This window comes from Pseudomonas sp. KB_15 (assembly GCF_052114525.1).
GTDB lineage: Bacteria > Pseudomonadota > Gammaproteobacteria > Pseudomonadales > Pseudomonadaceae > Aquipseudomonas.
Window position 1 is genome coordinate 22,172 of sequence record NZ_JBFREX010000036.1, and the last position, 23,174, is coordinate 45,345.

The following is a 23,174-nucleotide window of genomic DNA, read 5'->3' on the forward strand; positions in this document are numbered from 1 at the left end:
TTCAAGAACATAAAGTMCCGTTTTGTCATACTCCATCTCACGTTTTACTGAGGAGAAGATGTATGCCCTGGCCTGCTACACAGCGCGCAACCACTCGACAGATGATTCTGGATAGCGCAGCGCGACTCTTCGCACTGGAAGGTTTCGAAAAAGTCAGTATCGACTCAATTATGGAGAGTGCCGGATTGACCCGGGGGGCCTTCTATAGTCACTTCGCATCCAAAACGGAGCTTTACACCGAAGCTATTAGAAATGCCGCGAACGCGGGGGGCGCGATACTGGAAGAGGCTGGTAAAGACGGTTTACAACAGGTAGTGAAAGACTATCTGCGCATGGACCATCGGGATGCAAGCCGTATGCACTGTCCGTTAGCTTTCATGGTCAATGATGCTGCTCAGCAGGACGGAGCCATCCAGGAGAGCTACACCCAAGTGCTCGCAGCTTTCATTACACGCCTGGAATCCGGACTGAAGTCGACGACAGAGACGGATACACGCCAGCATGCTGTGCAAATTGCCGTAGGGATGATTGGTGGCTTGGCACTAGCTCGAGCTGTGGCCGATGACCAGTTGGCGCAAGAGATTCTCACAGCCTGTCAACAGGGATGTTTGCAGCTCGTTGAGCTATGACATGACTTAGCAAGCAACGAAACGACCGTATTGGGTCGCACGCGGCCCCACGTCAGAGGCAGAAATCGGCCACTAGCTGACAATCGCATTCACTTTTGTATCACCGCATGAACTGGCTGGGTGCTATCAGTGCAGTTACGGGTTGCGATATTTTCTCAGGCAGTCGCCGCAGCCTGGTTTGGTCGCCGGCCCCCCCGGGCTTGCCGAGCCAGCCCGCCGGCCATACGATTCGACTATTCCTCAGGCGGATGAGTCATTGTGAAGCCGGTGATGCTCCTGACGCGCATCCTGGCGCCTGCCATCGCTCTGGCGCTGGCATCCGCCGGCCTGCATGCCGACGACCCGTTCGCGCCGTTGCGCGACGCCATGGTGCGGGAGATCGCCAACATGTCGTCCGACACCCGCGACGAAACCGGCAGGGTCGCGTTTGCCGCGCCGGTGATGGCCGCGATGGCCAAGGTGCCACGCCATAAGTTCGTCCCGCCCGACGAGGTGCCCTACGCCTACGAGAATCGCCCGCTGCCGATCGGCTACGGCCAGACCATCTCCCAGCCCTACATCGTCGCCCTGATGACCGACTTGACACAGGTCGGGCCCGGCGACGTGGTACTCGAGATCGGCACTGGCTCGGGCTACCAGGCGGCGATCCTCGCCGAGCTGGCGCAGGCGGTCTACACGATGGAGATCATCGAGCCGCTGGCGGTGCAGGCCGGGGAGCGCCTGGGCCAGCTGGGATATGCGAAGGTGCAGGCCCGGCTGGGCGATGGCTACCACGGCTGGCCCGAGCACGGGCCTTACGACGCCATCCTCGTCACCGCCGCCGCCAGCCATGTGCCGCCGCCACTGATCGCCCAGCTCAAGGCCGGCGGACGGATGGTAATCCCGGTCGGCGCGCCGTTCATGATCCAGTACCTGCTGCTGATCGAGAAGGCCGGCGATGGCAGTGTGTCCACCCGGCAGGTGCTGCCTGTGCGCTTCGTGCCGCTGGTCGGAGGCGGTTGAGTATGCATTCGCCGCCATTGCTCGCCCTGGCGCTGCTGTCTGCCTCCGCGCTCRGCTATGAGGTGCTGCTGCTGCGACTGCTTTCGATCATCCAGTGGCACCATTTCGCCTACATGATGATCAGCGTCGCGCTGCTCGGCTACGGCGCTGCCGGCACCGCCGTGGCGCTGGCGCGGCCTGTGCTGGCGCCGCGCTTCCACGGCGTGTTCATCGGCGGCGCGGTGCTGTTCGGACTGAGCGCCATCGCCTGCTTCAGCCTGGCCCAGCAGGTTCCGTTCAATCCCCTCGAGATCCTCTGGGACGCACGGCAGTCGGCGCGCCTGCTGATGATCTACCTGCTGCTGTTCGTGCCGTTCTTCTGCGCGGCGGTGTGCATCTGCCTGACCTTCACCTGCTTTCAGGAACAGATTCATCGGATCTACGCCTTCGACATTCTCGGCGCTGGCGTGGGCAGCCTGGCGATCGTCGCCGCGCTGTTCGCCCTGACGCCCGTCGATGCGCTGCGGCTGCTGGGCGGCACCGGCATCGCCGCCGGGGCGCTGGCCGGCATGGCTTGCACGGGGCATAGGCACTGGCTCGCGCCGTTGCTGCTGGCAGCGGCAATCGCGGTCCCGGCCGGCGTGCCCGAGCGTTGGATCGCCCTGTCGCCCTCCGAGTACAAGGAGCTGAGCCAGACGCTGCGTATAAAGGATGCGCGCGCAATCGCCCAGACCTGGAGTCCGCTGGGCCTGCTCACGGTCGTCGACAGCCCGACCATTCCCCTGCGCCACGCACCGGGCCTGAGCCTCAACGCGACGCAGGAACCGCCCGCACAACTGGCCATCTTCACCGACGGCGACGGCCTTTCCGTGCTGAACCGCTATGACGGGCGCCGCGAGCCGCTCGCCTACCTGGACTACCTGACTTCGGCTCTGCCCTATCACCTGCTGCGGCAACCCCGCGTGCTGGTGCTGGGCAGCGGCGCCGGCGCCGATGTGCTGCAGGCGATCTACCACGGCGCCAGCGCGGTGGATGCCATCGAACTGAACCCGCAGGTGATCGATCTGGTCCAGCGCCGCTTCGCCGACTTCTCCGGCAAGCCGTACAGCGCGCCCAACGTCCGTGTGCTGGTCGGCGAGGCGCGCGGCCTGGTGGCTTCGCGCGGCGAGCCTTACGACCTGATCCAGATCGCCCTGCTAGACTCCTTCGGCACCGCCTCGGGCGGCCTGCATGCGCTGTCCGAGAACTACCTGTATACGGTGGATGCCTTCGCCGAATACCTGCACCATCTCGCGCCCGGCGGCCTGTTGGCCATCACCCGCTGGGTCACCCTGCCGCCCCGCGATGTTCCCAGGCTACTGGCCACCGCGGCCGCGGCCATCGAGCGCGACGGACAGGCCAGCGCGGCGCGCCGCATCGTCATGATCCGCGGCTGGAAGACCGTGACGCTGCTGGTCAGCAACAGGGATTTCGACGACGCCGGCATTGCCGCGTTGCGGGAGTTCTGCCGGGCGCGCTCCTTCGACCTGGCCTACTACCCCGGGATGACCGTGGCCGAGGCGAACCGCTACAACCTGCTCGACCGACCCTGGTTCTTCGAAGCGGCGCAGGCCCTGCTGTCCGGCGAGCGCGCGGAGTTCCTGGCACGCTACAAGTTCGACGTGCGTCCGACCACGGATGACCGGCCGTATTTCTTCCACTTCTTCAAATGGAGCTCGCTGCCGGAACTGCTGGCGCTGAAGGAGCAGGGCGGCCTGTCAATGCTGGAGTGGGGCTATCCGGTGCTGATCGCCACACTGCTGCAGTCCAGCGTGGCCGCCGCGCTGCTGATCATGGCACCGCTATGGGTGGCGCGGCGGCGCCAGCGGCGCTCTCGGAGTGCGGCTTTGGTCAGGTTCGAACTTCGGGTCGTGTCCTACTTCGCCGCCATCGGCTTCGCCTTCATGTTCGTGGAAATCGCCTTCATCCAGAAGTTCACCCTTTTCCTCAGCCACCCGTTGTATTCGGTGGCGGTAACGCTCAGCGCGTTCCTGATCTTCGCTGGCCTCGGCAGCCGTTACTCCGGCCGGCGGCGGGGGGACATTGGAACGGGTGTGGGGCCCCGTCATCCGCTCGCGCGGCCAGTCCTGGCGATCTGCGCGATCGCCCTGCTCTACCTGATCGCCCTGCCCCCGTTGTTCCAGCTGCTGGCGCCGGTGCGGACCCTCGCCAGATTCGGCATCTGCGCCGCGCTGGTAGCGCCGCTGGCGTTCGCCATGGGCATGCCGTTTCCACTCGGACTCGGGCGCGTCTCCGCGCGCGCCGAAGCACTGGTGCCGATCGCCTGGGGCATCAACGCCAGCGTATCGGTGGTAGCGGCCGTGCTGGCGACCCTGCTGGCGATCCACCTGGGCTTCACCGTGGTGTTGCTGCTGGCGTTGCTGCTGTATCTCGCGGCGGCGGTCGCATTTCCCTGATCGCGGCGGTTCGGAGCGAAACGTCAACAGACCCAGGTGAGACGAATGGCCTGTTGGAACGCCGCTTGCCGCAGTTCACACGTCTCGCCGTGTCGAGACGCGAGGGTGACGCCTTTCCTGCTTCGAAGCTAAACATTTGAAAATGTGGACGTGTGCGTCATGCCAAAGATGAGAGGTTCCGTGCCGCAAGCAATTGGTTTTGGCCGACGCAGTCGAGTCGTCAGAGGTGGTTTTCATCCCATAGCTGACGGTGGTGACAGGCAGTAACCGGCCAAAAGCTGCCTCTCACCAAGGGCAGCCATCAGCCATTTGCGGACATGTCATTGCTTTCCATCACCCTGAGCTAGCCGATTTCTGCCTGTCATCCAAAGTAGCAATCGACGGTGTATTCAACCGGTCGAGCTTCTGCTGCGCGTCATGTGTATGAGGGCCGAACGGCCGTTCCCCAAAGAAGGTCGTTCCTCAATGGCATAGGGCACAAACCCAAGTTTGGGGTAAAGCAGCAGCCCTGCCGTGTTTTCGTTGAAACAGGAAATCTGCACCTCGTTGGCTCCGTAACGCTCGAATGCCAAGCCGGTCATCGTCTCCACGATAAACGTGGCCACTCCTTCACCCCGAGCGCTCGGCGAGACGATGACATTGCCGATACAGCAAACGCCATTGCGTTCAGCTTGATAGAAATTGGCAAACCCAACGACAGCCCCATTGATCTCCACGACGGTAGAGTCGGAGCGTTGGGCGATCGCGGTCATCAACTGCGTTTCCGTTAGCGGGAAGTGCGCCTTCGGAAACATGAAAAACAACTCTTGAGCGTTCTGAGGAAAGCCGCAGATCATTTTTACGTCGCTAGCCTTCACTGGCCTGTGGTTCAGTTTCATTGCTCGTCTCTAAGCTCCATGAGTCAGTACTTTAACGGCTAAAAGTGGTCATTCCATCTGTCTACGAAACCAGGGGGGATTCTCTCGCAATCTGCGGAGGTTAGCTGGTTAATTGCACTGACTTGACACCCATTTGCATTCGACCTGACCAGCCATGTGCATCGGACTTGACCAGCACATTTCGTAACCATGACCGGCAGAGAGCGACCCAGGCTGTGTGAAAACACCTGCAATTTACGCGAGGGTATGGCGCTACTAGCTATGAGGCGTTCGCAGCTGGGCCGAAAAGCTATCGATGCCTATCTGATAATCACGAAAATAAATCAGGAGGCGGTCGTGAAGCTGGAAAAGCGTAGTATCGAGTTTGTCCCTCACAGTGAACGTTACGGAACGCCACGGCGGTTGTTCACCATCTGGTTCAGTTCCAATTTCCAAGTGACCGCTTTGATGGTCGGTACGCTGGGTATCGCCTCGGGGTTGAGCTTCGGCTGGACATTGCTGGGCCTGCTGATTGGCAATCTGGTCGGCACCGTGTTCATGGCCGCGCACTCCGCCCAAGGCCCTCACTTGGGGATTCCACAAATGATCCAGAGCCGGGCACAGTTCGGTGTTTACGGAGCTGCGATCCCCCTGCTGGTAATGGTCACGGCGGCGGTGCTATTTCTTGCCGCCAGCGGCGTCTTGATGCGCGATGCCTTAAAGGCGCTGGTGCCAATGAGCGACGACCAGGCCATTGTGGTGGTCGGCATTCTGACTTTCATCATTGGTTTTATAGGCTACGAGCTGATCCACCGTATGGGGGCGTGGATGAGCCTGTTATCTACCTTGGTGTTTGCAAGCGCCTTGGCCTTAATCCTGCTGCACCCCAGCGACGCGGCATCAACAACCGTCTCAGGTACGGGCTTTACGTTGGCGGCCTTTAACCTGGTCATAGCGCAGGCTGCCTCCTGGACTTTAGGTTACGGCCCCTACGTGGCAGACTACTCGCGTTACCTCCCCGCGAACGTGAGCACCCGTGCCACGTTCTGGACAACCTATTGTGGTTGTGCACTGGGCTCTTTTGCCATGATGGCATTAGGCGCTTTACTGGCAGTAGCGATACCTGCAGCGCTTGAGCGCGACCCTGCAACCGCCATTGCCACGTTGTTTGGCCCGTGGGCACCTTTGGTACTGGGCGTGATCGCGCTTGGCGTCATCCAGTACAACGTACTCTGCTTGTACAGCGCCTATATGTCTTCGGTCACGATATTCGGAGCCTTTGGAGGGCTCAAATACGTCACGGCTCCAGCAAAAGCGTTGGTGATGGCCATGTTGACCGTTGCTGCGACCCTGATCGCCATAGCCACCCAGTACCGTTTTGACACGTTTTTTGCGGACATTCTGATCGGTCAGTTGTATTTGCTGATTCCCTGGAGTGCGATCAACCTGGTTGATTATTATTGGGTGTGTCGCGGCCACTATGAAGTAGGTGACCTGTACGACCCTAAAGGCCGCTACGCCCGCTTCAACGGGCGAACCCTTATGGTCTATGCCGTTTCGATAATCGGCACGATTCCCTTCATGAAACTCTCGTTCTACACAGGCTTTGTAGCAAACTGGCTAGGCGCCGACATTAGTTGGGCGATGGGGTTGGTGTTGGCCGGGGGGCTGTACTGTACGGTCAACAGCCGACCAGTTGTTAAAAGCTCGCGCATGTTTGGTCAAAGATCTCTCGAATAGGCGAAGCGAGATACGTCGTCGACGCTTCGCCTACCGCCATTCGACGATACAGTGAATTGACCCCGGTTTGATAGATGCTTTGGGGGCCTGCTTTTGGCCGACTTCAGCCCTTCGCGATAGACAGCAATCTGCCAGAAGAGGAGGCACTCAGGAGCCATGGATGACCAGGTTCGCAAACCCTGAGATCATCTGGATGTAGTACTTTCATCAGGTCAACAGAACGGAAGCTGTTATGGAAGGTAACGCAGGCAAACGAGTTGTTGTCATTGGCGCAGGCATTGTGGGCGCGTCCTTGGCGTATCACCTGGCTGGCAAAGGCGCGAATGTCATCTTGGTCGAGGCTGAAGGTATAGCGTCCGGCGTGACCGGAAGCTCATTCGCATGGATCAACACCTCACATAGCGGGCCCGATCCAATCGCGCAATTGCGTAGCGCCGCCACCCAGGAGTACCGCCGCCTCCAAACCGAGCTGCCGGGTCTGAAAGCACGATGGACAGGCTCCCTGTCTTACAGCGCGAGCCTGGATAGAGTGCTGCAAGCCTCAGGCAACCAGTCTTCGGCAACCCTGGTATCTCGCCCCCAGATACTCGGTCTTGAGCCGAACCTCAAGAATCCCCCTCAGCATGCCTTGTATGAAGCCGAAGAAGGCGCGCTGGACGCAGTGCAAGCAACTCACGCTTTGATCGCAGGAGCCCGGAATCATGGCGCGAAAGTTCTTACGCATACTCGGGTGCTTGGCTTTACAACTCAGAACGCAAAGGTGACGGGAGTCGAAACCGTAACGGGCATCATCGATGCCGACATTGTCGTACTGGCAGCGGGGACAGGCATCACGAAGCTGACTGAGATGTTAAAGATGTCCCTGCCAATAGAGGCCTCTGCGGCAATACTCATCCGCTACAAGACACAACCCAATCTCGTGAACACCATCATCTCCAGCCCTCAAATGGAAGTAAGGCAAAGCACCGATGGTACGTTGCTGGCGGCGGAAGATTATTTGGGAGACTCCCTGGAAAACCAGCCAGTAGAAATAGCGCTACGAACTGCCCGGGCCATCCAGAACGAACTCTATGGGATTACTTCCATTGATCCGCAATTGGCTTGTGTCGGACTCAGGCCAATTCCTGTCGATGGCATCCCCATCATCGGCTATCAACCCGACATCGGCGCAGTGTACGTTTGCGCAATGCATCCTGGCGTCACTCTGGCGGCGATTGTGGGCCGTCTTGCCAGCGAGGAAATAGTCGACAACAAGGCATCCCCTGCCCTTGACTCGTGTCGTCCCGACCGATTCTTCCAGACATAAGATCACTTGTCTTTCTCGCAAGCCCACTTCTCGCGATCAACAGCTTGAGTTCGAAGCTGTACTTTTCCAGGCGCGCCCTTCAACGTGCCACCAGCGGAAATGAGTCGATTTCGTTCAGTCGTGACAGGCAGCAATCAGCTGTGGATTCAACCGGGGGCTGGTCTCTCGCCACTTTGGCGTGACTTCCTTCGGCAAAGGCCTGGACGCCGATACAACCGAGTGCCAGGAAAATCGCGTTTTTTGAGATGTTCATAGCGTTCACCGTCTCGTTCAAGTTGGTTGGTTGGTTGGTTGGTTTGTACGTCGTGAGCCCAGGACCCGGGTTCACTCCGTAGAGACGATGCCAGGGGTTTGCCCCGGTGCAAAACAGCGCATCGCGGGACAAACACTGTGAACGAAATGAGCATGGATCGCTGTTTTTATGCGGCAGTCAACGGCGCACTTGACGGCGTTTCGCGGCGCTCGGTCTGATCAAGCGCCTGTCCTGGAACGCGATCCGCCGCTGGCGTCCACGCCGGCACGCTCGGCATCTCCTTGCGCAAGCTGTGAATCAGCGTGTACGACATCACCAGCAGCAACATCGCAATCGGCAAACCGGCGGCAATACTCGCCATCTGAATCGCTTTCAGCCCACCCGCCAGCAGCAGGCCCGCAGCGATTGCTCCTTCCAAAATGCACCAGAGCAACCTGATCCAGTTCGGCGGGTTGGTGCTGCCCAGGGCACACAAGGTGCACAACACCTGGGTTCCGGCATCGGCCGTAGTGACGAAGTGCACACCCAATAACACGCACACCAGTATCGATAGCGCGGCACCAACAGCCGCGCCATCGAGCGACTGCAGCAGCGTGAACATCGCCGCTGTGGTTTCCTTTTTGGTGGCGAGCAACACCGTGCCACCTTCGAACTTCGGCTGGTCCTGAGTTACCACCTGGCTGGCGACGGATACCTGATAAGCTTGGCGATCCTGCTGTTCGTTTTTCAGCGCGGCGCCACCGAACACCGACATCCACAAAATAGTCACCATGGTCGGCACCACCAGTGCGCCGATCACCAGTTCACGAATGGTCCGGCCTTTGGAAATCCGCGCAATGAACAGACCGACAAACGGGCCCCAGGTCATCCACCACGGCCAGTAGAATGCCGTCCACCAGTTTTGCCATTCGCTGTCTTTCTGCGTGTCCATCCAGAAACTCAGGCCAACAATGTTTTGTACATAGTCGCCGGTGGATTCAAACATCAAGTTTAGAATGTAACGGGTCGGACCAATAGCAAGTACCGCCAGCATCAAAATGAATGACAGGTACATATTAAGTGTAGAGATGCGCTTCATGCCTTTGGACAGTCCGGCAAGTAGCGAAATGCACGCAACGATACTGACAAACAGGATAATGGATAACTGCAATCCAACACTCACCGGAATACCGAATACTTGATGTAAACCGGTATTGATCTGTACTACACCTAGGCCGAGTGATTGCGAAACACCAAAAGCGGTAATGACCACACCCATGATATCGACCACATGGCCGATCCAACCGTAGATGCGGTCGCCAATCAGCGGATACAGCAGCGAACGAAGAGCCAGCGGCAAACCTTTACGGTAGGCAAAATACGCCAGGCTCAAGCCGATCATGGAGAAGATCGCCCACGGGTGCAGGCCCCAGTGGAACAGCGTGATGCGCATTGCCAGGCTGGCCGATTCGTCCGTCAAGCCCTTGGAAAACGGGTTGTCGGCGTAATGCAGCATGGGTTCGGCGACGGACCAGAAGATCAAACCGATGCCCATTCCCGCACTGAACAGCATGGCGATCCATGAAGCGAAACTGAACTCGGGCCGGTCGTGTTCGGTGCCCAGTTTGAGATTGCCGAAACGGCTGACGGAGATGTACAGCAGCAAACCCAGTACGCCACTGATCAGGGCGAGATAATACCACTTGAAGTTATGCAGGATAAATATCGAAGCCATTTCGAAGGCCTTGGCCGCCTGCTCATCCTTGAATGCACAAAATAGAACAAACGAGATCACCGCCAATATCGAAGCGACTGTCACATTCGGGTTCAAGCCTTTTAACATGCCTGATTGCGCACGCATTGTTTTCCCCTTTTGTTTTTGTTTAAGGGTTTTAGAGAGTATTCCGCAAGATAGCGATCGCCTGATATCTGACGTCAGGACACTGTTTATCTGCAGATTGATTCCGGTCTAACTCGGTTATGGCAGCATCGCCAAGATGATTGAAACCTGACCATCGTTCAAACCATTTTTAGTCACCGTCTCATGAGAAAAACGCATCAATAAAACCGCTCCTCCCTCCTCCACTCAGCGCCGGTCCATGCACTCGCTTACGGGGTCAGCCAAAGACACCAGGTTAGAGCTGGCAATCCCGTTGGGTGTCGATGGGTGTTGAAGCGGCGCATCCTGTTGCAGGTGCTTGCCCGTGACTTTCGCCTGGCCCACGCACAGCGCGAGCAACACGGCACTGCCCGCATAGAAAAAATAAAAACTCGAAGTGCCGAAGCACTCCATCAACACACCTGCGATCAGCGGTCCGAAACAGGCACCGACACCGAAGGTGATCAACAGCATGCCCGACAGCGAAACGCGCAACTGCGGTTCCATGTTGTCGTTGGCCAATGCGACGCCCAACGGGTACAGGCAGAACTGCAAAAAGCCGATCGCCGAGCCGAACCACAGCAGAGTGGCGAACGAAGGCGCTTGATTGAAGCCCAGCGGCAGGCAGACGAGCACCAACAAAATCGCCACCGCGCGGATCAGATTCGCACGAGGCAATCGATCCGAGAGCCAGCCCAACGGCAACTGTGCCAACAGGCCTGCACCGATGGTCAACGCCATGAACTGGCCGACCTGCGCCGTTTCCAGTCCCTGTTTGCTCGCATAGATCGCGGCCAGCCCGTAGAAGCTGCCGTTGATCATGCCGGATACCAGAATCGTCATCAGAGACTGCGGAATGCGCCGCACGAACACCCGCAGGTCGATCGAGGCGGTGGGCACCGCCGTCGGATGTGCGCTGCGAGTGAGTGCCACCGGCACCGAGCACAGCGCAAACACCATCGCCACACCCAGCAGAGCACGGATGCCCAGTCCTTCATCGAGACTCAAGGCCAGTTGGCCGAGCATCATCCCGACATAGCTGGCGACCATGTACAGCGCCAGGACGCTGCCGCGTTGCTCGGTCCGGGCCTGATCGTTGAGCCAGCTTTCCAGCACCATCAACTGGCACATCATCGCCAATCCGACCAGCCCGCGCAGCACCAGCCAAAACGCCAGGGACGTGCTGAACTCATGGGCCAATACCGCCGCCGCAATCAGCCCGGCGCACGCCGCATAGGTTCGAATATGCCCGACCTGTGCGATCAGGCTGCGCCCGACCCAGCCGCCCAACACCATTCCCAAAGCATTGGCGGCCATCAACGCACCACCTGCCGTTTCGCTCGCACCCAAAGCATTGAGGCGCAGTGCCAGATAGGTCATCAGCAAGGTCGATCCCAACTGCATCAACAAGCTGGCCAGATAGAGCGCACCGAAGGTTTTTGTCAGTTTTATCACCGTGCCGATCCCCGGTTAATGACGGCTCAAGCCAAGCCGTGAAGCTGCTTCCAGTTGCCGGGATGCACCACATACCCGAACAACGCATGCCCGCCGTAAACCAGCTCGGTGCCTTCGGGAATCCACAACAATTGCCCGGGCATCACTTGAAAAAGCTCGTCGCCGACGCGCAATTCGAAGCAACCTTCGATCACGAAAATCACCTCGTCATAGAGCACCGTCCAGGCGACTTGCGCGCCTTCCCAGCGGGCGAAGCCCACGCCGATGTTCGGCGAGACCTCGTTGCTGATGGCTCGTGCTACATAAGCGGCGCCGGGCGGACCACCACGGAAGGTGAAGTCCAAATCGTGATGATCGATGCGCAGCACCGGACTTTTTCCTTTGGCCGGATGGCTCATAGCTCACTCCGGCTGTTCCAGGCCGCCAGATGAATACGCGAGCGAACGCCCAGGCCGAGGAACGGTTCCGGCGGGTTGAGCGACGGCATGCCGGTCACCGCACGAATATCGTTCAGCTGCGCCGAGTCGGCACCAACAGCAAGATCAGCGAGCATCGTTCCAGAAATGGTGCCCCACGCGGCACCGACACCGTTGTCGCACGCTGACGCATGAACGCCCGGCTCCAGCTCGCCGAAGAAATTGGTGAAGTTGCGCGATATCGCATAGACGCCGCCCCACGTATGGCTGAACGGCACGTCGGCCAGTTGCGGAAAGCGCGCCAGGAAAGCCTTGCGGTGCGAATCACGCACTTTCGAACGCATGCCATCGCTGGTGCTGCGACCGTACTTGGGCACGTGCTTGTAGGTGTTGCGGATGATCAACCGACGATCCTGGGTCATGCGCACAGTCGTGCCGGCGTGATCGGCCGGGGTCAGCCCCCAATCCAGTTGTCCGCCATAAGTGGCCAGCTCCGCGTCGGTCAACGGTCGAGTCCAACTGGCGAAGGTCATTACGGGTAACAGACGATTGCGCAGATAACCGAACTCCTGGGTGAAGATGCTGGTGCCCAAGAGCAATTGCGGCGTGCGGATCAGCCCCGCCGTGCCGTGCAGAATCCAACCGCCACGTCCGTCACGTTCCAGACGCTGGATGGGTGATTCTTCGAGCAACTCGACGTTGCCCGGCAACGTGCGGGCCAGACCCGTCACCAGCGCCGCCGGTTGCATCAGGTAGCAGCCGGGCGTGTAGATGGCGCCACTGTAATGCTCAGTGCCCAAGACCTTGGCCAGCTCGGCGGAATCGGCCCTGCGGAACGGCTCGCCGAGGTCACTCATCAGCCGCTCGAAATGATCGAGATAAGCCAGGCCACGTGCGCCCACGGCGCCTTGATACTTGCCGGCGTGGGACCATTGGCAATCGATGCCATGGTTGTGAACCAAACCTTGTAGTTGTGAAATCGCGGCGCGGTTGAGCGACAGCAAACGCTGTTTGTGCGCAGGGTCCGGATGCTCCAGCGCAAACTTGTGCGGCAGGTCGATCACGAAACCGGAGTTGCGCCCCGAGGCACCATGGGCGACCCGTTGCGCATCCACCAGCAGAATACGGGCCTGGGGATGATGCTCGGCCAAACGACGGGCAGCGGCGAGGCCGGCGAAACCCGCGCCAATCACCGCGTAATCCGCACGCTGTTCGCCCGTCAGGCGCTTGCAAGGCGGTTGCTCGGGCAGCGCTGCGTACCAGCCGCAGCTCGTGTCATCGAATGGCAGGTTTATCGTGTTTTTCATGATTCGGGCCTCAGGCTACAGCCTGTTGAGTGAGCTGACAGGACTGCAGCAATGCGCTGCGTTGCGTTTGCGCTTGGCGACCGAGCAGGACAAACCCATTGAGCTTGCCCGCCGCGTCGTAGAATCCGGCACTCAAGCCGTCTTCGGTCGGCGTGCAGCGCCACTCACCTTCGCTGGCGATGGCAGGCGCCAACAGACACAGCGGAACGGCCGGCGTTTTCACCGTCACCGGCATCAACGGGTAGTCGACAGCGGTGGATTGGCCGAGCAATGTTTTGCTCAACGCCTGAATGCCCTGATTGATCGGCGCCAGGTACGGCAGCAGTTGTCCATCGATCTCGATGCAGTCACCCAAGGCGAAGATGCCCGGTGCAGATGTTTGCAACTGAGCATTCACCTGAATGCCTCTTCCAACCGCCAGACCGGCACTCTCTGCCAGACTCAGATCGGGACGCAGACCGACAGCCGACAACACCAGATCCGCCTCGATAGTTTGACCATTGGCAAGTTTCAGGCGATAGCCTTGAGAAGTGGATTCAATGGCTTCCAAGGTGTTTTGCAGATGCCACGTCACACCCAATTCAGTCAAAGCGTTTTGCAGCACCTGCCCGGCCTCGGCCGGCAACAGACGCTCCATCGGCCAGCGCCCCAGACCGATGACATCAACGCTGAAACCGTTGTGAGCCAGGTCATTGGCAAACTCGCAGCCGATCAACCCGTCCCCCAGGATCGCGACACGCCGCACACCGGTCAGGCGCTCACGAAAGCCGTGGTAATCCTGCAAATTATTGACGCTGACCAGCGCAGAGGTATTGCCCTGAATCGGCAAGCGAATCGGCTGTGCACCGCTGGCAAGCACCAACTGGCCATATTCCATTTCACCGAAACTGGTGCGCAAGCGCCGAGCTGAACTGTCGATGCCAAGCACTTTGCAGTGCGGATACACACGGATATTCAGACGCTGCTCGATCGCCAGCGGCGACTCGCCGGACAACGCCTCGGCGCTCTTGCCCTGGGACAGCCCGATCGACAGCGCAGGTTTCGAATACAGATGCCCGGACTCTTGCGTCAGCACGCGAATCTCGACCTTGGGGTCGGCCTTGCGCAACGCCTGGACCAGGCCATAACCGGCATAGCCGCTGCCGATGATGACGATCGGCTGGCTTGGTGCCGTAGCATTCACAGGCGCCGCCACCGCTACCGTCGGAGCACTGACCGGCACGCCGACAGCCGTAACCGCCTGGGTGTATTCACTGATATCGAGCATTTCGAAGTCTGCCTTGCCGACGTGGCATTCGGGGCAGACCCAATCCTCGGGAACATCCTCCCAGCGGGTGCCGGCGAGGATGCCATCCTCCGGCCAGCCCAGCGCCTCGTCGTAGATCAGTCCGCAAACGATGCAAAGCCAAGTCTTGAACATGCTGTTCACTCCCCAGCAATCCGGATCGCTACGTTCTTGGTGCGTACGTAGCTGTACAAGGCTTCCTGGCCTTTCTCGCGACCGAAGCCTGACAAGCCGACGCCGCCAAACGGCGTTTCGATACCGCCGGCATACCATTCGTTGACGAACACCTGGCCGGATTTCAATCGACGCGTGCAGCGCATGGCGCGGCTGATGTCCTGTGTGAACACCCCGGCCACCAGGCCGAACTCAGTGCCGTTGGCAATCGCGATGGCCTCTTCTTCGGTGTCGAATGGCATGATCGCCAGCACTGGCCCGAACACCTCCTCCTGAGCGATGCACATGTCGGCGGTAACGTCGCGGAACACCGTCGGGCGCATGAAGTGCCCGGCTCGGTCGGCAAACGCTTCGCCGCCGGTAACCGCCACGGCGCCGTCTTCTATGGCTCGCCGACACAAAGCCTCGATGCCCGCCAGTTGCCCGGCGCTGACGACCGGCGTGAGGTCGGCATTGTCCTGACCTACGCCAACGCTGAGGCCTTCGGCCATGGCAACGACCGCCTCGATCACCTCTTCATAAATCTCGCGCTGCACCAGCAACCGCGACATCGCCGAACAAACCTGACCGGCATTAAAGAAAATCCCCGACTGAACGCTCGCCAGCAGTTGCTCGCGATCGGCATCAGCGAAGGCAATGGCGGCCGACTTGCCACCCAGTTCCATGACGCTCGGAACTGCATGCTGCGCAGCATCGCGCAAAATCGACTGGCCAGTTGGCACGGAACCGGTGAACACGATCTGGTCGACGCCAGAATGGCTGACCAGATACGAACCGACCTCGCGACCACGCCCACAAATCAGGTTGACCGCCCCATCGGGCAAACCGGCCTTGGCAATGGCGCGGATCAGCACGCACATGCCCAGTGGCGAAAGCTCGGGGGACTTGAGGACTACCGCGTTGCCCGCCGCCAGCGCCGGCGCCAGCGAGCGAGCGCAGATCGATACCGGGAAATTCCACGGTACGATCTGCGCCGAAACGCCCATCGGATCGTACAGGGTGAAGTCCATATAGCCGTTACCCAACGGGATTGAGGTGCCCTCGATCTTGTCCGCCATGCCGGCGTAATACTCGAAGTAGCGCGCGGCTTCGATGAACTCGTCTTTGGCGTCGCTCAGGCGCTTGCCGTTTTCCTGGCACAGCACCCAGGCGCCCTCATCCGCCACGGCGCGAATTTCCTCGGCAATGCGCAGCAACCAGCTAACGCGCTGCGCCGGACGAACGCGAGTCAGCTCGCCGCTGTCGGCGCAGCGACGAGCCGCCAGCAACGCACGCTCGGCATCGGCCACAGTGGCCTGAGCGATGGTCGCGACCGGTTCAGCGGTGCCGGGGTTGTTGACTGTCAGACGCTGGACGCTGTCGCTCCATTGCCCGTCGATGTAGTTGAGCCAGTGAGAGGCGATCGGATACATAGACCTCTCCTCAGGCGGACGGCGTGGTGGCGAGCAACTGACGTGCGGCCCACTGGTGGAAGAAGTGCGTCGGGATGTCCATTTCCGGAGAGAACGCGCCGCCCTTGTATCCAGGGGAATGCCGGCCTTTCTGCATGCCTTCGACCGAGCTGATGTCTTCGGCGAATACCACTTTCCAGGATTCCAGAATCGCATCGCGGCAGGCGCTGAACTCATCGCTGCTGGCGGCTTCGTCGCCGACATAGAACAGGCGCAAGTGCTCAATGGTACGTCCCGGCGCAACCGGCTCCAGCTGCATGGCGAAGGCGTGGTCAGCCTGGATGCCGAGCAACACGTTAGGGAAGAACGCGACGTACTCGGCATTTTTCAGACGGTCCAGCGGCCAGCCCGGGAATGTCGGAAGGTGCGTACCGGCAACGTCCGAGAGGTTGTAGGCGTAGCTGCCCTGGCCGGCGAAGTGCTGGTCAAAAATGATGTTGTAGTGGTCTTCCAGGCGCGAGTAGGAGTTCAGGCTCGGGTGCACCCATGGCAAGTGATAAGCCTCGCAGTAGTTCTCGACCGCCAGTTTCCAGTTGCAATTGATGTCCAGGGTGGTGGCGTCGTGGCCCGGGCGGCGGCGCATCAGGCTCATGCCGTCTTCACCGAGAAACTGGGTCCAGCGTTGGGTCAACGGCGCCAGCATGTCTTCGAGCGACTGCGCATCACCGGACAGGTTGATGAACACCATGTCCATCCAGATCGCGCTGCGGATGGCTTTCAAGCCATGTTTTTCACAGGCGAAGCGTTCGTCTTTGTGCTGGTCGATGCCGCCGACGTGAGGTGTTCCGCGCAGCCCGCCGTTGAGATCGTAAGTCCAGGAGTGGTAAGGGCAGCGAATCACGCCCTGCACTTCACCGGCCTCTTGCACCAGCTTCATGCCGCGGTGACTGCACACGTTGTGGAACACTTGCACCAGGCCTTCGCGGTTGCRCATCAACAGCAACGGCAGGCCCATAAAATCGATTGGCTTGACCGAACCGGCCTTGCTCAGGTCGCTGGCGAAACCGACACAGGCCCAGGTTTTACCCAGGACTTGATCGCGCTCGAGTTCGAAGTAACGTTGCTCGGTATAGAACTCGTTGCTAAGGCCGGTCGCTTCGTGGATCGAATTGAGGACGGTTTCCAGGTGATGCACAGGAATTTGTTGGATGCTGCTCATTATTGTTCTCCCCTGCTGGGCACGGTATTGAATTATCGGCAGGCTCGTTGGCCAGGGTCCGCTGGCAGCAAGTTTGGGAAAACAGGGTGGGTCTCGACAAACGATATTTCCGGCGCGATTCATGACTTATTGTCATAAATATTTGTGTACGCGCCTGTTGGTCGTGAGCATTTGATCGAAGCGAAAAAAATCGCCCGGCATCGAAATGCCGAGCGATTCGGGTTGAAAGACTAGCTGTGGTTACGCCGTTACAGGGTGTCCTCTGCTGGCGGAAGCTGGTTCATCAACCAACTCCGGAAGCGTTTTACGCTTTGGCGCATCCCCCCACGGGACAAGGGTTCCAGCAGACAAAATTGGGCATCGGTTTTCAGCACGGTATCGAGCGGACGGATAAGTGCGCCGCTCTGCAGGTGATCATCGATAAGGTTGGACCAGGCCAGCGCAATGCCCTGTCCGTTGATCGCCGACTGGATCAGCATTGAGTAACTATTGATATTGATCCGGCGTTTCGGCTCGACGTTGTTCAGGCCCTGGCTCTGGAACCATTCCGGCCAGCCGATCCAGTCGCGTTGCGGGTCGTCGAGAAAAAGCCAGGTGCAGACTGCCAGGTCCTCGGGTTTGTTCAAGGCGGGATACTTGGCAAGGTAAGCGGGGCTGCAAACCGGGTAAACCTCTTCGGAAAACAACGGCGTGACCTGCATGTCCCTAGGCGGTGTCTTGCAGTAATAGAGCGCCAGGTCGCAATCGAGCCGGGAGAACTCCTTGACCTGGTCATGGGCGATGATCCGCAGATCGATCTCTTCGTTTTCCCGTTGAAACTCGTTCACTTTAGGCAAGAGCCAAAGCGAGGCCATCGCGGTACTGGTGGCAACCGTCACCTGTTCAGCGCCCTGCCAATGGCGAATCTCACCGGTGGCTTGTGCCACCTGCATCAACGCCGCTCGCACCGTTTCATAATACTGGCTGGCTGCCGGGCTCAGTTGAATGGTGCGGGTGGTACGCTCGAACAGAACCTTGCCCAGATAGTCTTCCAGCAGACGAACCTGTCGACTGATTGCACCTTGCGTCACGTTCAACTCATGCGCAGCCAACGTGAAACTCAAATGACGTGCCGCCGCTTCAAACGCGACCAGACTATTGAGTGGCGGTAATGGGTGGATTTTCATACAAGGCAGGTCACGTCGTTATTTTGGTTTTATCACGGGAGTTTAGCCCCTGGCGCTGGACGTGGACAGCGGGGGCACTGGACCGACACCGAATACCTGCGGCCAAACCCAAAACCTGTAGGAGCGTGGCTGAACTGGTCAAGTAATCCCAGACACCGATTACGGTGTTTATGCCGCTTTTTGCTCCATAGCTATTGGTGCCAGGCAGATCCAGATCAGGTCTTTTCGCACATCAAGACCGGCAAAGAGCCACCATCACGATCTTAGGATTGGCGGTAGACATTTCTGTCGATCAATGCAATTCAGATGACTCCTTTGGGTCGGTAACGACCATTCGTGACAGGCAGAAAATGGCCAAACGCGGTCATAGTGAGCCTTAAAGTGTTGTTCATTTCGAGCCCTTGTTGTGATTGAAGGCGCGAGGCGCGCAGGTCTCATCGTTAGGCAGAATCAAGGCGTATAATATTGAGATAAAGCTCAATATTGATGTTTTTGTCATTAAATTTTTGAGATCATTGAAAAGCCGTGATGTGACCGAACGGACGAGCAGAGATACAGGCGTAACTGGCCGCATTAAGGCGAAGAAGGCTCATGGCGTGAAGTTGTGCGTGTGCCAGTTTCCGACCGACGACGCTTGGCTTCAGAGTTGATCAGCGTTGTCATGGGAGCAATGGCCCAGGACTGAAGTGCGTAACTGCGAGGGGTCCGAGCCCAGGTCGAAGACGACCGAATCCCGTGCGAATCTTCAGCGCACCACCATGTTTTTAGTCTTCAGGAATCAACCGTGGCGCGTCCGCAGCCCCATCCGACCCCCGTACTTCTTGACTTTGGCGAGTTCGAACTCGACGAGGCCAACGCTTGTTTGTTGCGTAATCGGGAAGCGGTGGCGTTGGCGCCGACCCCTTTTCTGTTGTTATGCGTGCTCGCACGCCAGCCGGGGTCGTTGGTATCCAAAGACGCCTTGCTGGACGCCGTGTGGGGGCATCGGTTTGTCAGCGATTCGGTTCTCAAGACGGCCATCAGCGATCTGCGCAAGGTGTTGGGCGATGACCCCAGGCACCCTCGCTTTATCGAGACGGTGTCGCGGCGCGGCTATCGCTTCATCGCCGTGTCCTCCTCTGCTTCTTCGATACCACCTACATCCCCGGCGGTTAAGGCGACCGATACACGTCCGTCGCCTTCATTCATCGGTCGCATCGACGAGGTCACCAGGCTGCAACGGGCATGGGAGCGGGCCAGTGGCGGTCAGCGTGCCGTGGTTTGGCTTGCTGGAGAACCGGGGATCGGCAAGACCATGTTGATCGAACATTTCCTCGCCAGCCTTGGCGGCATTGCTTGCGCACGCGGCCATTGCGTGGAGCACTACGGCACCGGCGAACCGTACCTGCCGGTGTTGGAGGCGTTGGCCGATTTGTGCCGCAGCGACCCGAGCCTGCCGGCATTGTTGCGTGACGTGGCGCCGACCTGGCTGCTGCAACTGCCGTGGCTGAGTACCGCACAAGAGCGAGAAGCGTTGCGCCGCGAGTTGGCGGGCGTCGGTCCGGACCGCATGCTGCGGGAAATGGGTGAATTGCTGGACCGTTACACAGTACAGCGCCCGCTGTTGCTGGTGACCGAAGACTTGCACTGGAGTGATCGGGCGACGGTCCAGCTAATCGACTACATCGCGAGACGACGTGGCCGAGCGCGCCTGATGTGGCTGTCCAGCTTTCGCCTTGCCGAAGTGGTGGCGCTTGACCATCCGCTCAGCTCATTGCGCCACGAACTGCGTCTGCAACGTTTGTGCGAGGAAGTGGTGCTCGACCCGTTTTCGGAAACTGAAGTCGCCGACTATGTGGCGCTGCGTTCAGCCTCACTGGCACTTGATGAAGCCTTCGTGCGCGCCCTGCACGAACGGACCGACGGTGTGCCATTGTTCGTTTCCTCAATCATCAGTGAAGTGATGGATGCAAAAGAAGACGAAACCACCATCGAAGCTCGACTGGCGGATCTGGCGGTTCCCGACAACCTGGCCGCCATCATTGATCACTACATCGCCAAGCTTGGTCCGGAGCAACGTACACTCCTCTGCGCGGCTGCGGTGTGCGGGGCCGACTTCCGGGTTGAGACGGTTTCGCTGGCCCTTGAGCGCAATTTCTCTTCGGTGATCGGCGCCTGTGAGGAGCTGATGCGTGAGCAGGTATGGCTCACACAATCGCGGGCTCTCGATGTTGACGAGGCGGTAGAACCTCCCTATTCGTTCCGACACGCCCTTTTTCGCCAGGTGCTGTATGACCGCACGCCGCGTTCGTTGCGCATCGATCTCCATGGCCGGGTTGGCACTGCCCTCGAACGCGAGCGCTCGGCCGGTGTGCCGGTTGCTGCCTCGGAACTGGCAATGCACTTCGACCGTGCCCGGCTACCGATGATCGCGCTGCGCTACTACGCCGAGGCCGCAGAAGCCGCGCTGCTGCACTTCAGCCCGGACTTGTGCATCAGCCTCACTGAGCGCGCCCTCCTCCTGCTTATGCAGGCACCCGAAGGGACGGAGCGCGATACGCTCGAAATTACCTTGGCCACGTTGCAGGGGGTTTCAGCTTTCCACATGTTCGGTGTCGGCAGCGAAGCCAAGGGCGCTTTCGAACGGGTGTACACGCTGCTCGCGGATGTACCCGAGCACCCCATGCGCGGTCGCCTGCTGCATGGATTCGGCTATCTGCTCGGTCTACGCGGCGACTATTCGCAGGCTTTGGAAGTGGCGGAGCGTGCTGAAGCGCTCTCCCTCAACGCAAACGATGCAGAGCTCATGCTGGCGGCGTGCATCGTTCAAGCCGAGGTGCATCACCTCCAGGGGCGCACGAAAACGACCCGCCGCTGGCTGGAACGAGCCCTCGCGATTGCCGAGCCGCTGGGCATCGGGACAAACGAGATCTTTGCGGCTGATCCCCAGGTCATGCTGCACGGTATGCTGGCCATCGAGCTGGTGCGGTCTGGCCTGGTTGAGCAAGGGCGGACCCATATGCAGCGGGCACGAACCCGCGCACAGGCGCTTCGACAACCTATGACATGGCTGGTCGCTACCTGGCAGGAGGTGTTGATCGAGGTACGACTGGGGAACCCTGTGCGGGTGGCAGCGCTGGCTGACGACATGCAGAACCTCGTCGATGAATATTCGCTCGCGCTTGGGCGCACGGCTTGCCGCTGGTGGCGCGGCTGGGCCGACGCGCGCAACGGTGCCCCCCACGACGGCTACCGGCACATCCGCGAGGCCTACGAGGAACACACCGGACTCGGCATGCGCTCCGGTGCCAGCGAGGTACTCGGCTACGCCGCCGAGGCGCTGCTACTGGCAGGTGATTATGACGCAGCGCACATCCAATTGCAGGAAGCACTCCGGGTGGGAGAGGAACTGGGAGAGCGCGTATACCTGCCGCAGCTGTTGCTGCTGGAGGCCGCGATCGCGCGAACTCAGGGTCGGCCCGACGCTGGCAGCGTTGCGGTGCGCCGCGCAGTTGAAGAGGCTCGCGTCCAGGAAGCACCGTGGCTGGAGCTGCTAGCGCGGGTGGAGTTGTGTGAGCACTACGAGGCTACGGCCGAGGATTATCAGGCATTGTCGACTCTGATTGACCAATTGCCCGAAATTGACGGAACCGAACTGGCGAAACATGCGCATTCACTGCTTCAGTCTGCCAAGTCGACTTGAAGCGACGGCGTACCCTCCATTGCCTGGTGAACTGATATCGCTCCCACTCAGCGTGAGCTAAAACCGCTTGGCCGCAAGCGTTCCGGTGATCACCGTCTCTGTTTTGCGAGCGTTGTCCCGACCAAACCCTGACCTTTCGCTTACGACTCGACTCAAGGGGCAGCCTACGCTGTCGTCGAACTTTTTTGCCCCTTGGTCCGTGATGAGCCTGAACCCTGAATCGAAGTACCCGAGCCGCCGCGCATACGTAGTCAAGTTGCGCAGTGATGCCGCGCCGGGGGCCCTGGTGGGCCGCCTCGAAAACCTGGTCACCGGTCGTCAACGCGAGTTCTCGTCTGCCGAAGAGTTGCTGGAGTCGATTGACTCGGATCTAGCGTCGGCCGTCAGTGAGCAGGCTGTAGACACTGACCGTGAGTGACGCCTTCCAACATAAACATAGATGAGCGCATGGCGACCGAACCGCGACGGTTCGCTGACGACTTCGCACGCACCCGAACCTACGCTGATGCAACCTCGAATTTACACGAGCTCACTCTGATGTCGCGATTTTTCACTTCCCATCCGCTGTCCCATCACACCGGTCGGACAACCTTGCAGCGCTTCGAGCGCACGACTGGCTTCGTTATTGCGGCAGCCCTTGCCACTTCGATCTCCCTCGCCCTCTCCGGTTGCTCCACGCCGGTCGTCAAGCCATCGGTCGACGTACCGAGCCACTTCGCCGCGAGTACGGCCTCCGAGATGGAACCCGAGGCGGCATGGTGGGAGGTTTACCACGACCCGTTGCTGACGGATCTGGTGCACCGAGCCGCGCGTGAGAACCGCGACGTCAAGATTGCCGCCGAGCGCTTGCGTGCCGCGCGTGCCGGAGAAACGGTCAGCCAGTCCTGGCTGCTCCCGAGCGTCGGAGCATCCGTCTCCGGCAGTGACCGCAGCAGCGGCTTCAACTCGGCCACGAAACAGGGTTATCCAGATATCAAAACCACCAGTGTGGGTCTGGAC

At 59.6% G+C, this 23,174-nt stretch carries 17 protein-coding genes and 1 pseudogene; 8 read left to right on the plus strand and 10 right to left on the minus strand.

Features of this window, described 5'->3' with window-relative positions; translation table 11 throughout:
• Window positions 1-62 precede the first annotated feature (62 nt).
• The 3 genes from AB4Z35_RS22665 (at window position 63) to AB4Z35_RS22675 (ending at window position 4,066) form a co-directional block, all read left to right on the plus strand.
• Complete coding sequence (locus AB4Z35_RS22665) at window positions 63-629, plus strand: TetR/AcrR family transcriptional regulator (protein ID WP_007995252.1); 567 nt, start codon at window positions 63-65, stop codon at window positions 627-629.
• A gap of 270 nt (window positions 630-899) precedes the next feature.
• Entirely contained in the window at window positions 900-1,631 is a 732-nt protein-coding gene (locus tag AB4Z35_RS22670; RefSeq protein WP_442099534.1) for a protein-L-isoaspartate(D-aspartate) O-methyltransferase, read from the plus strand.
• A 2-nt stretch (window positions 1,632-1,633) separates the two neighbouring features.
• Window positions 1,634-4,066 (plus strand): spermidine synthase, encoded by a 2,433-nt coding sequence (locus AB4Z35_RS22675; protein WP_442099536.1) that lies wholly within the window; start codon window positions 1,634-1,636, stop codon window positions 4,064-4,066.
• Window positions 4,067-4,455: 389 nt separating this feature from the next.
• On the opposite strand, the gene AB4Z35_RS22680 is transcribed toward AB4Z35_RS22675, so the two are convergent.
• Window positions 4,456-4,944, minus strand: a complete 489-nt coding sequence (locus AB4Z35_RS22680; RefSeq protein ID WP_442099537.1) for a GNAT family N-acetyltransferase — start codon at window positions 4,942-4,944, stop codon at window positions 4,456-4,458.
• Between the two features lie 336 nt (window positions 4,945-5,280).
• Here AB4Z35_RS22680 and AB4Z35_RS22685 point away from each other — a divergent pair, with 336 nt between their 5' ends.
• Both AB4Z35_RS22685 and AB4Z35_RS22690 read left to right on the plus strand, forming a co-directional pair.
• A complete protein-coding gene (locus AB4Z35_RS22685; protein WP_277537777.1) occupies window positions 5,281-6,663 on the plus strand; it encodes a purine-cytosine permease family protein in 1,383 nt (460 codons plus the stop codon).
• A gap of 232 nt (window positions 6,664-6,895) precedes the next feature.
• Window positions 6,896-7,969: an NAD(P)/FAD-dependent oxidoreductase gene (locus tag AB4Z35_RS22690; RefSeq protein WP_442099539.1), complete on the plus strand. Its 1,074-nt coding sequence runs from the start codon at window positions 6,896-6,898 to the stop codon at window positions 7,967-7,969.
• Between the two features lie 419 nt (window positions 7,970-8,388).
• On the opposite strand, the gene AB4Z35_RS22695 is transcribed toward AB4Z35_RS22690, so the two are convergent.
• The 9 genes and pseudogenes from AB4Z35_RS22695 to AB4Z35_RS22735 all read right to left on the minus strand — a co-directional run bounded on the left by AB4Z35_RS22695 (window position 8,389) and on the right by AB4Z35_RS22735 (window position 18,493).
• The gene (locus AB4Z35_RS22695; RefSeq protein WP_442099540.1) at window positions 8,389-10,062 is read right to left on the minus strand and encodes a BCCT family transporter; all 1,674 of its coding nucleotides are present in this window, start codon (window positions 10,060-10,062) and stop codon (window positions 8,389-8,391) included.
• A gap of 225 nt (window positions 10,063-10,287) precedes the next feature.
• Window positions 10,288-11,535 carry an MFS transporter gene (locus AB4Z35_RS22700; RefSeq protein WP_442099541.1) on the minus strand — a complete coding sequence of 416 codons (1,248 nt, stop codon included), beginning with the start codon at window positions 11,533-11,535 and terminating at the stop codon, window positions 10,288-10,290.
• Window positions 11,536-11,561: 26 nt separating this feature from the next.
• Complete coding sequence (locus AB4Z35_RS22705; protein WP_442099542.1) at window positions 11,562-11,933, minus strand: ethanolamine utilization protein EutQ; 372 nt, start codon at window positions 11,931-11,933, stop codon at window positions 11,562-11,564.
• Entirely contained in the window at window positions 11,930-13,258 is a 1,329-nt protein-coding gene (locus AB4Z35_RS22710; RefSeq protein ID WP_442099543.1) for an NAD(P)/FAD-dependent oxidoreductase, read from the minus strand. The genes AB4Z35_RS22705 and AB4Z35_RS22710 overlap by 4 nt, the downstream gene beginning before the upstream one ends.
• A gap of 10 nt (window positions 13,259-13,268) precedes the next feature.
• A complete protein-coding gene (locus AB4Z35_RS22715; RefSeq protein WP_442099551.1) occupies window positions 13,269-14,525 on the minus strand; it encodes an FAD-dependent oxidoreductase in 1,257 nt (418 codons plus the stop codon).
• Window positions 14,514-14,678: pseudogene (locus AB4Z35_RS22720) on the minus strand (rubredoxin); the annotation flags it as partial. The gene AB4Z35_RS22715 and the pseudogene AB4Z35_RS22720, both read right to left, overlap by 12 nt.
• 5 nt (window positions 14,679-14,683) lie before the next feature.
• Window positions 14,684-16,129, minus strand: coding sequence for an aldehyde dehydrogenase family protein (locus AB4Z35_RS22725; RefSeq protein ID WP_442099544.1), 1,446 nt, complete (start codon window positions 16,127-16,129; stop codon window positions 14,684-14,686).
• Between the two features lie 10 nt (window positions 16,130-16,139).
• Window positions 16,140-17,327 carry an aromatic ring-hydroxylating oxygenase subunit alpha gene (locus AB4Z35_RS22730; RefSeq protein WP_442099545.1) on the minus strand — a complete coding sequence of 396 codons (1,188 nt, stop codon included), beginning with the start codon at window positions 17,325-17,327 and terminating at the stop codon, window positions 16,140-16,142.
• 248 nt (window positions 17,328-17,575) lie between these two features.
• Window positions 17,576-18,493: a LysR substrate-binding domain-containing protein gene (locus AB4Z35_RS22735; protein WP_442099546.1), complete on the minus strand. Its 918-nt coding sequence runs from the start codon at window positions 18,491-18,493 to the stop codon at window positions 17,576-17,578.
• A gap of 784 nt (window positions 18,494-19,277) precedes the next feature.
• Here AB4Z35_RS22735 and AB4Z35_RS22740 point away from each other — a divergent pair.
• From AB4Z35_RS22740 to AB4Z35_RS22750, 3 genes are all read left to right on the plus strand, one after another.
• Window positions 19,278-22,175, plus strand: coding sequence for an AAA family ATPase (locus AB4Z35_RS22740; protein ID WP_442099547.1), 2,898 nt, complete (start codon window positions 19,278-19,280; stop codon window positions 22,173-22,175).
• A 202-nt stretch (window positions 22,176-22,377) separates the two neighbouring features.
• Entirely contained in the window at window positions 22,378-22,593 is a 216-nt protein-coding gene (locus tag AB4Z35_RS22745; protein ID WP_442099548.1) for a hypothetical protein, read from the plus strand.
• Between the two features lie 119 nt (window positions 22,594-22,712).
• On the plus strand, window positions 22,713-23,174 hold a 462-nt coding region (locus AB4Z35_RS22750), incomplete at its 3' end, for a TolC family protein (RefSeq protein ID WP_442099550.1).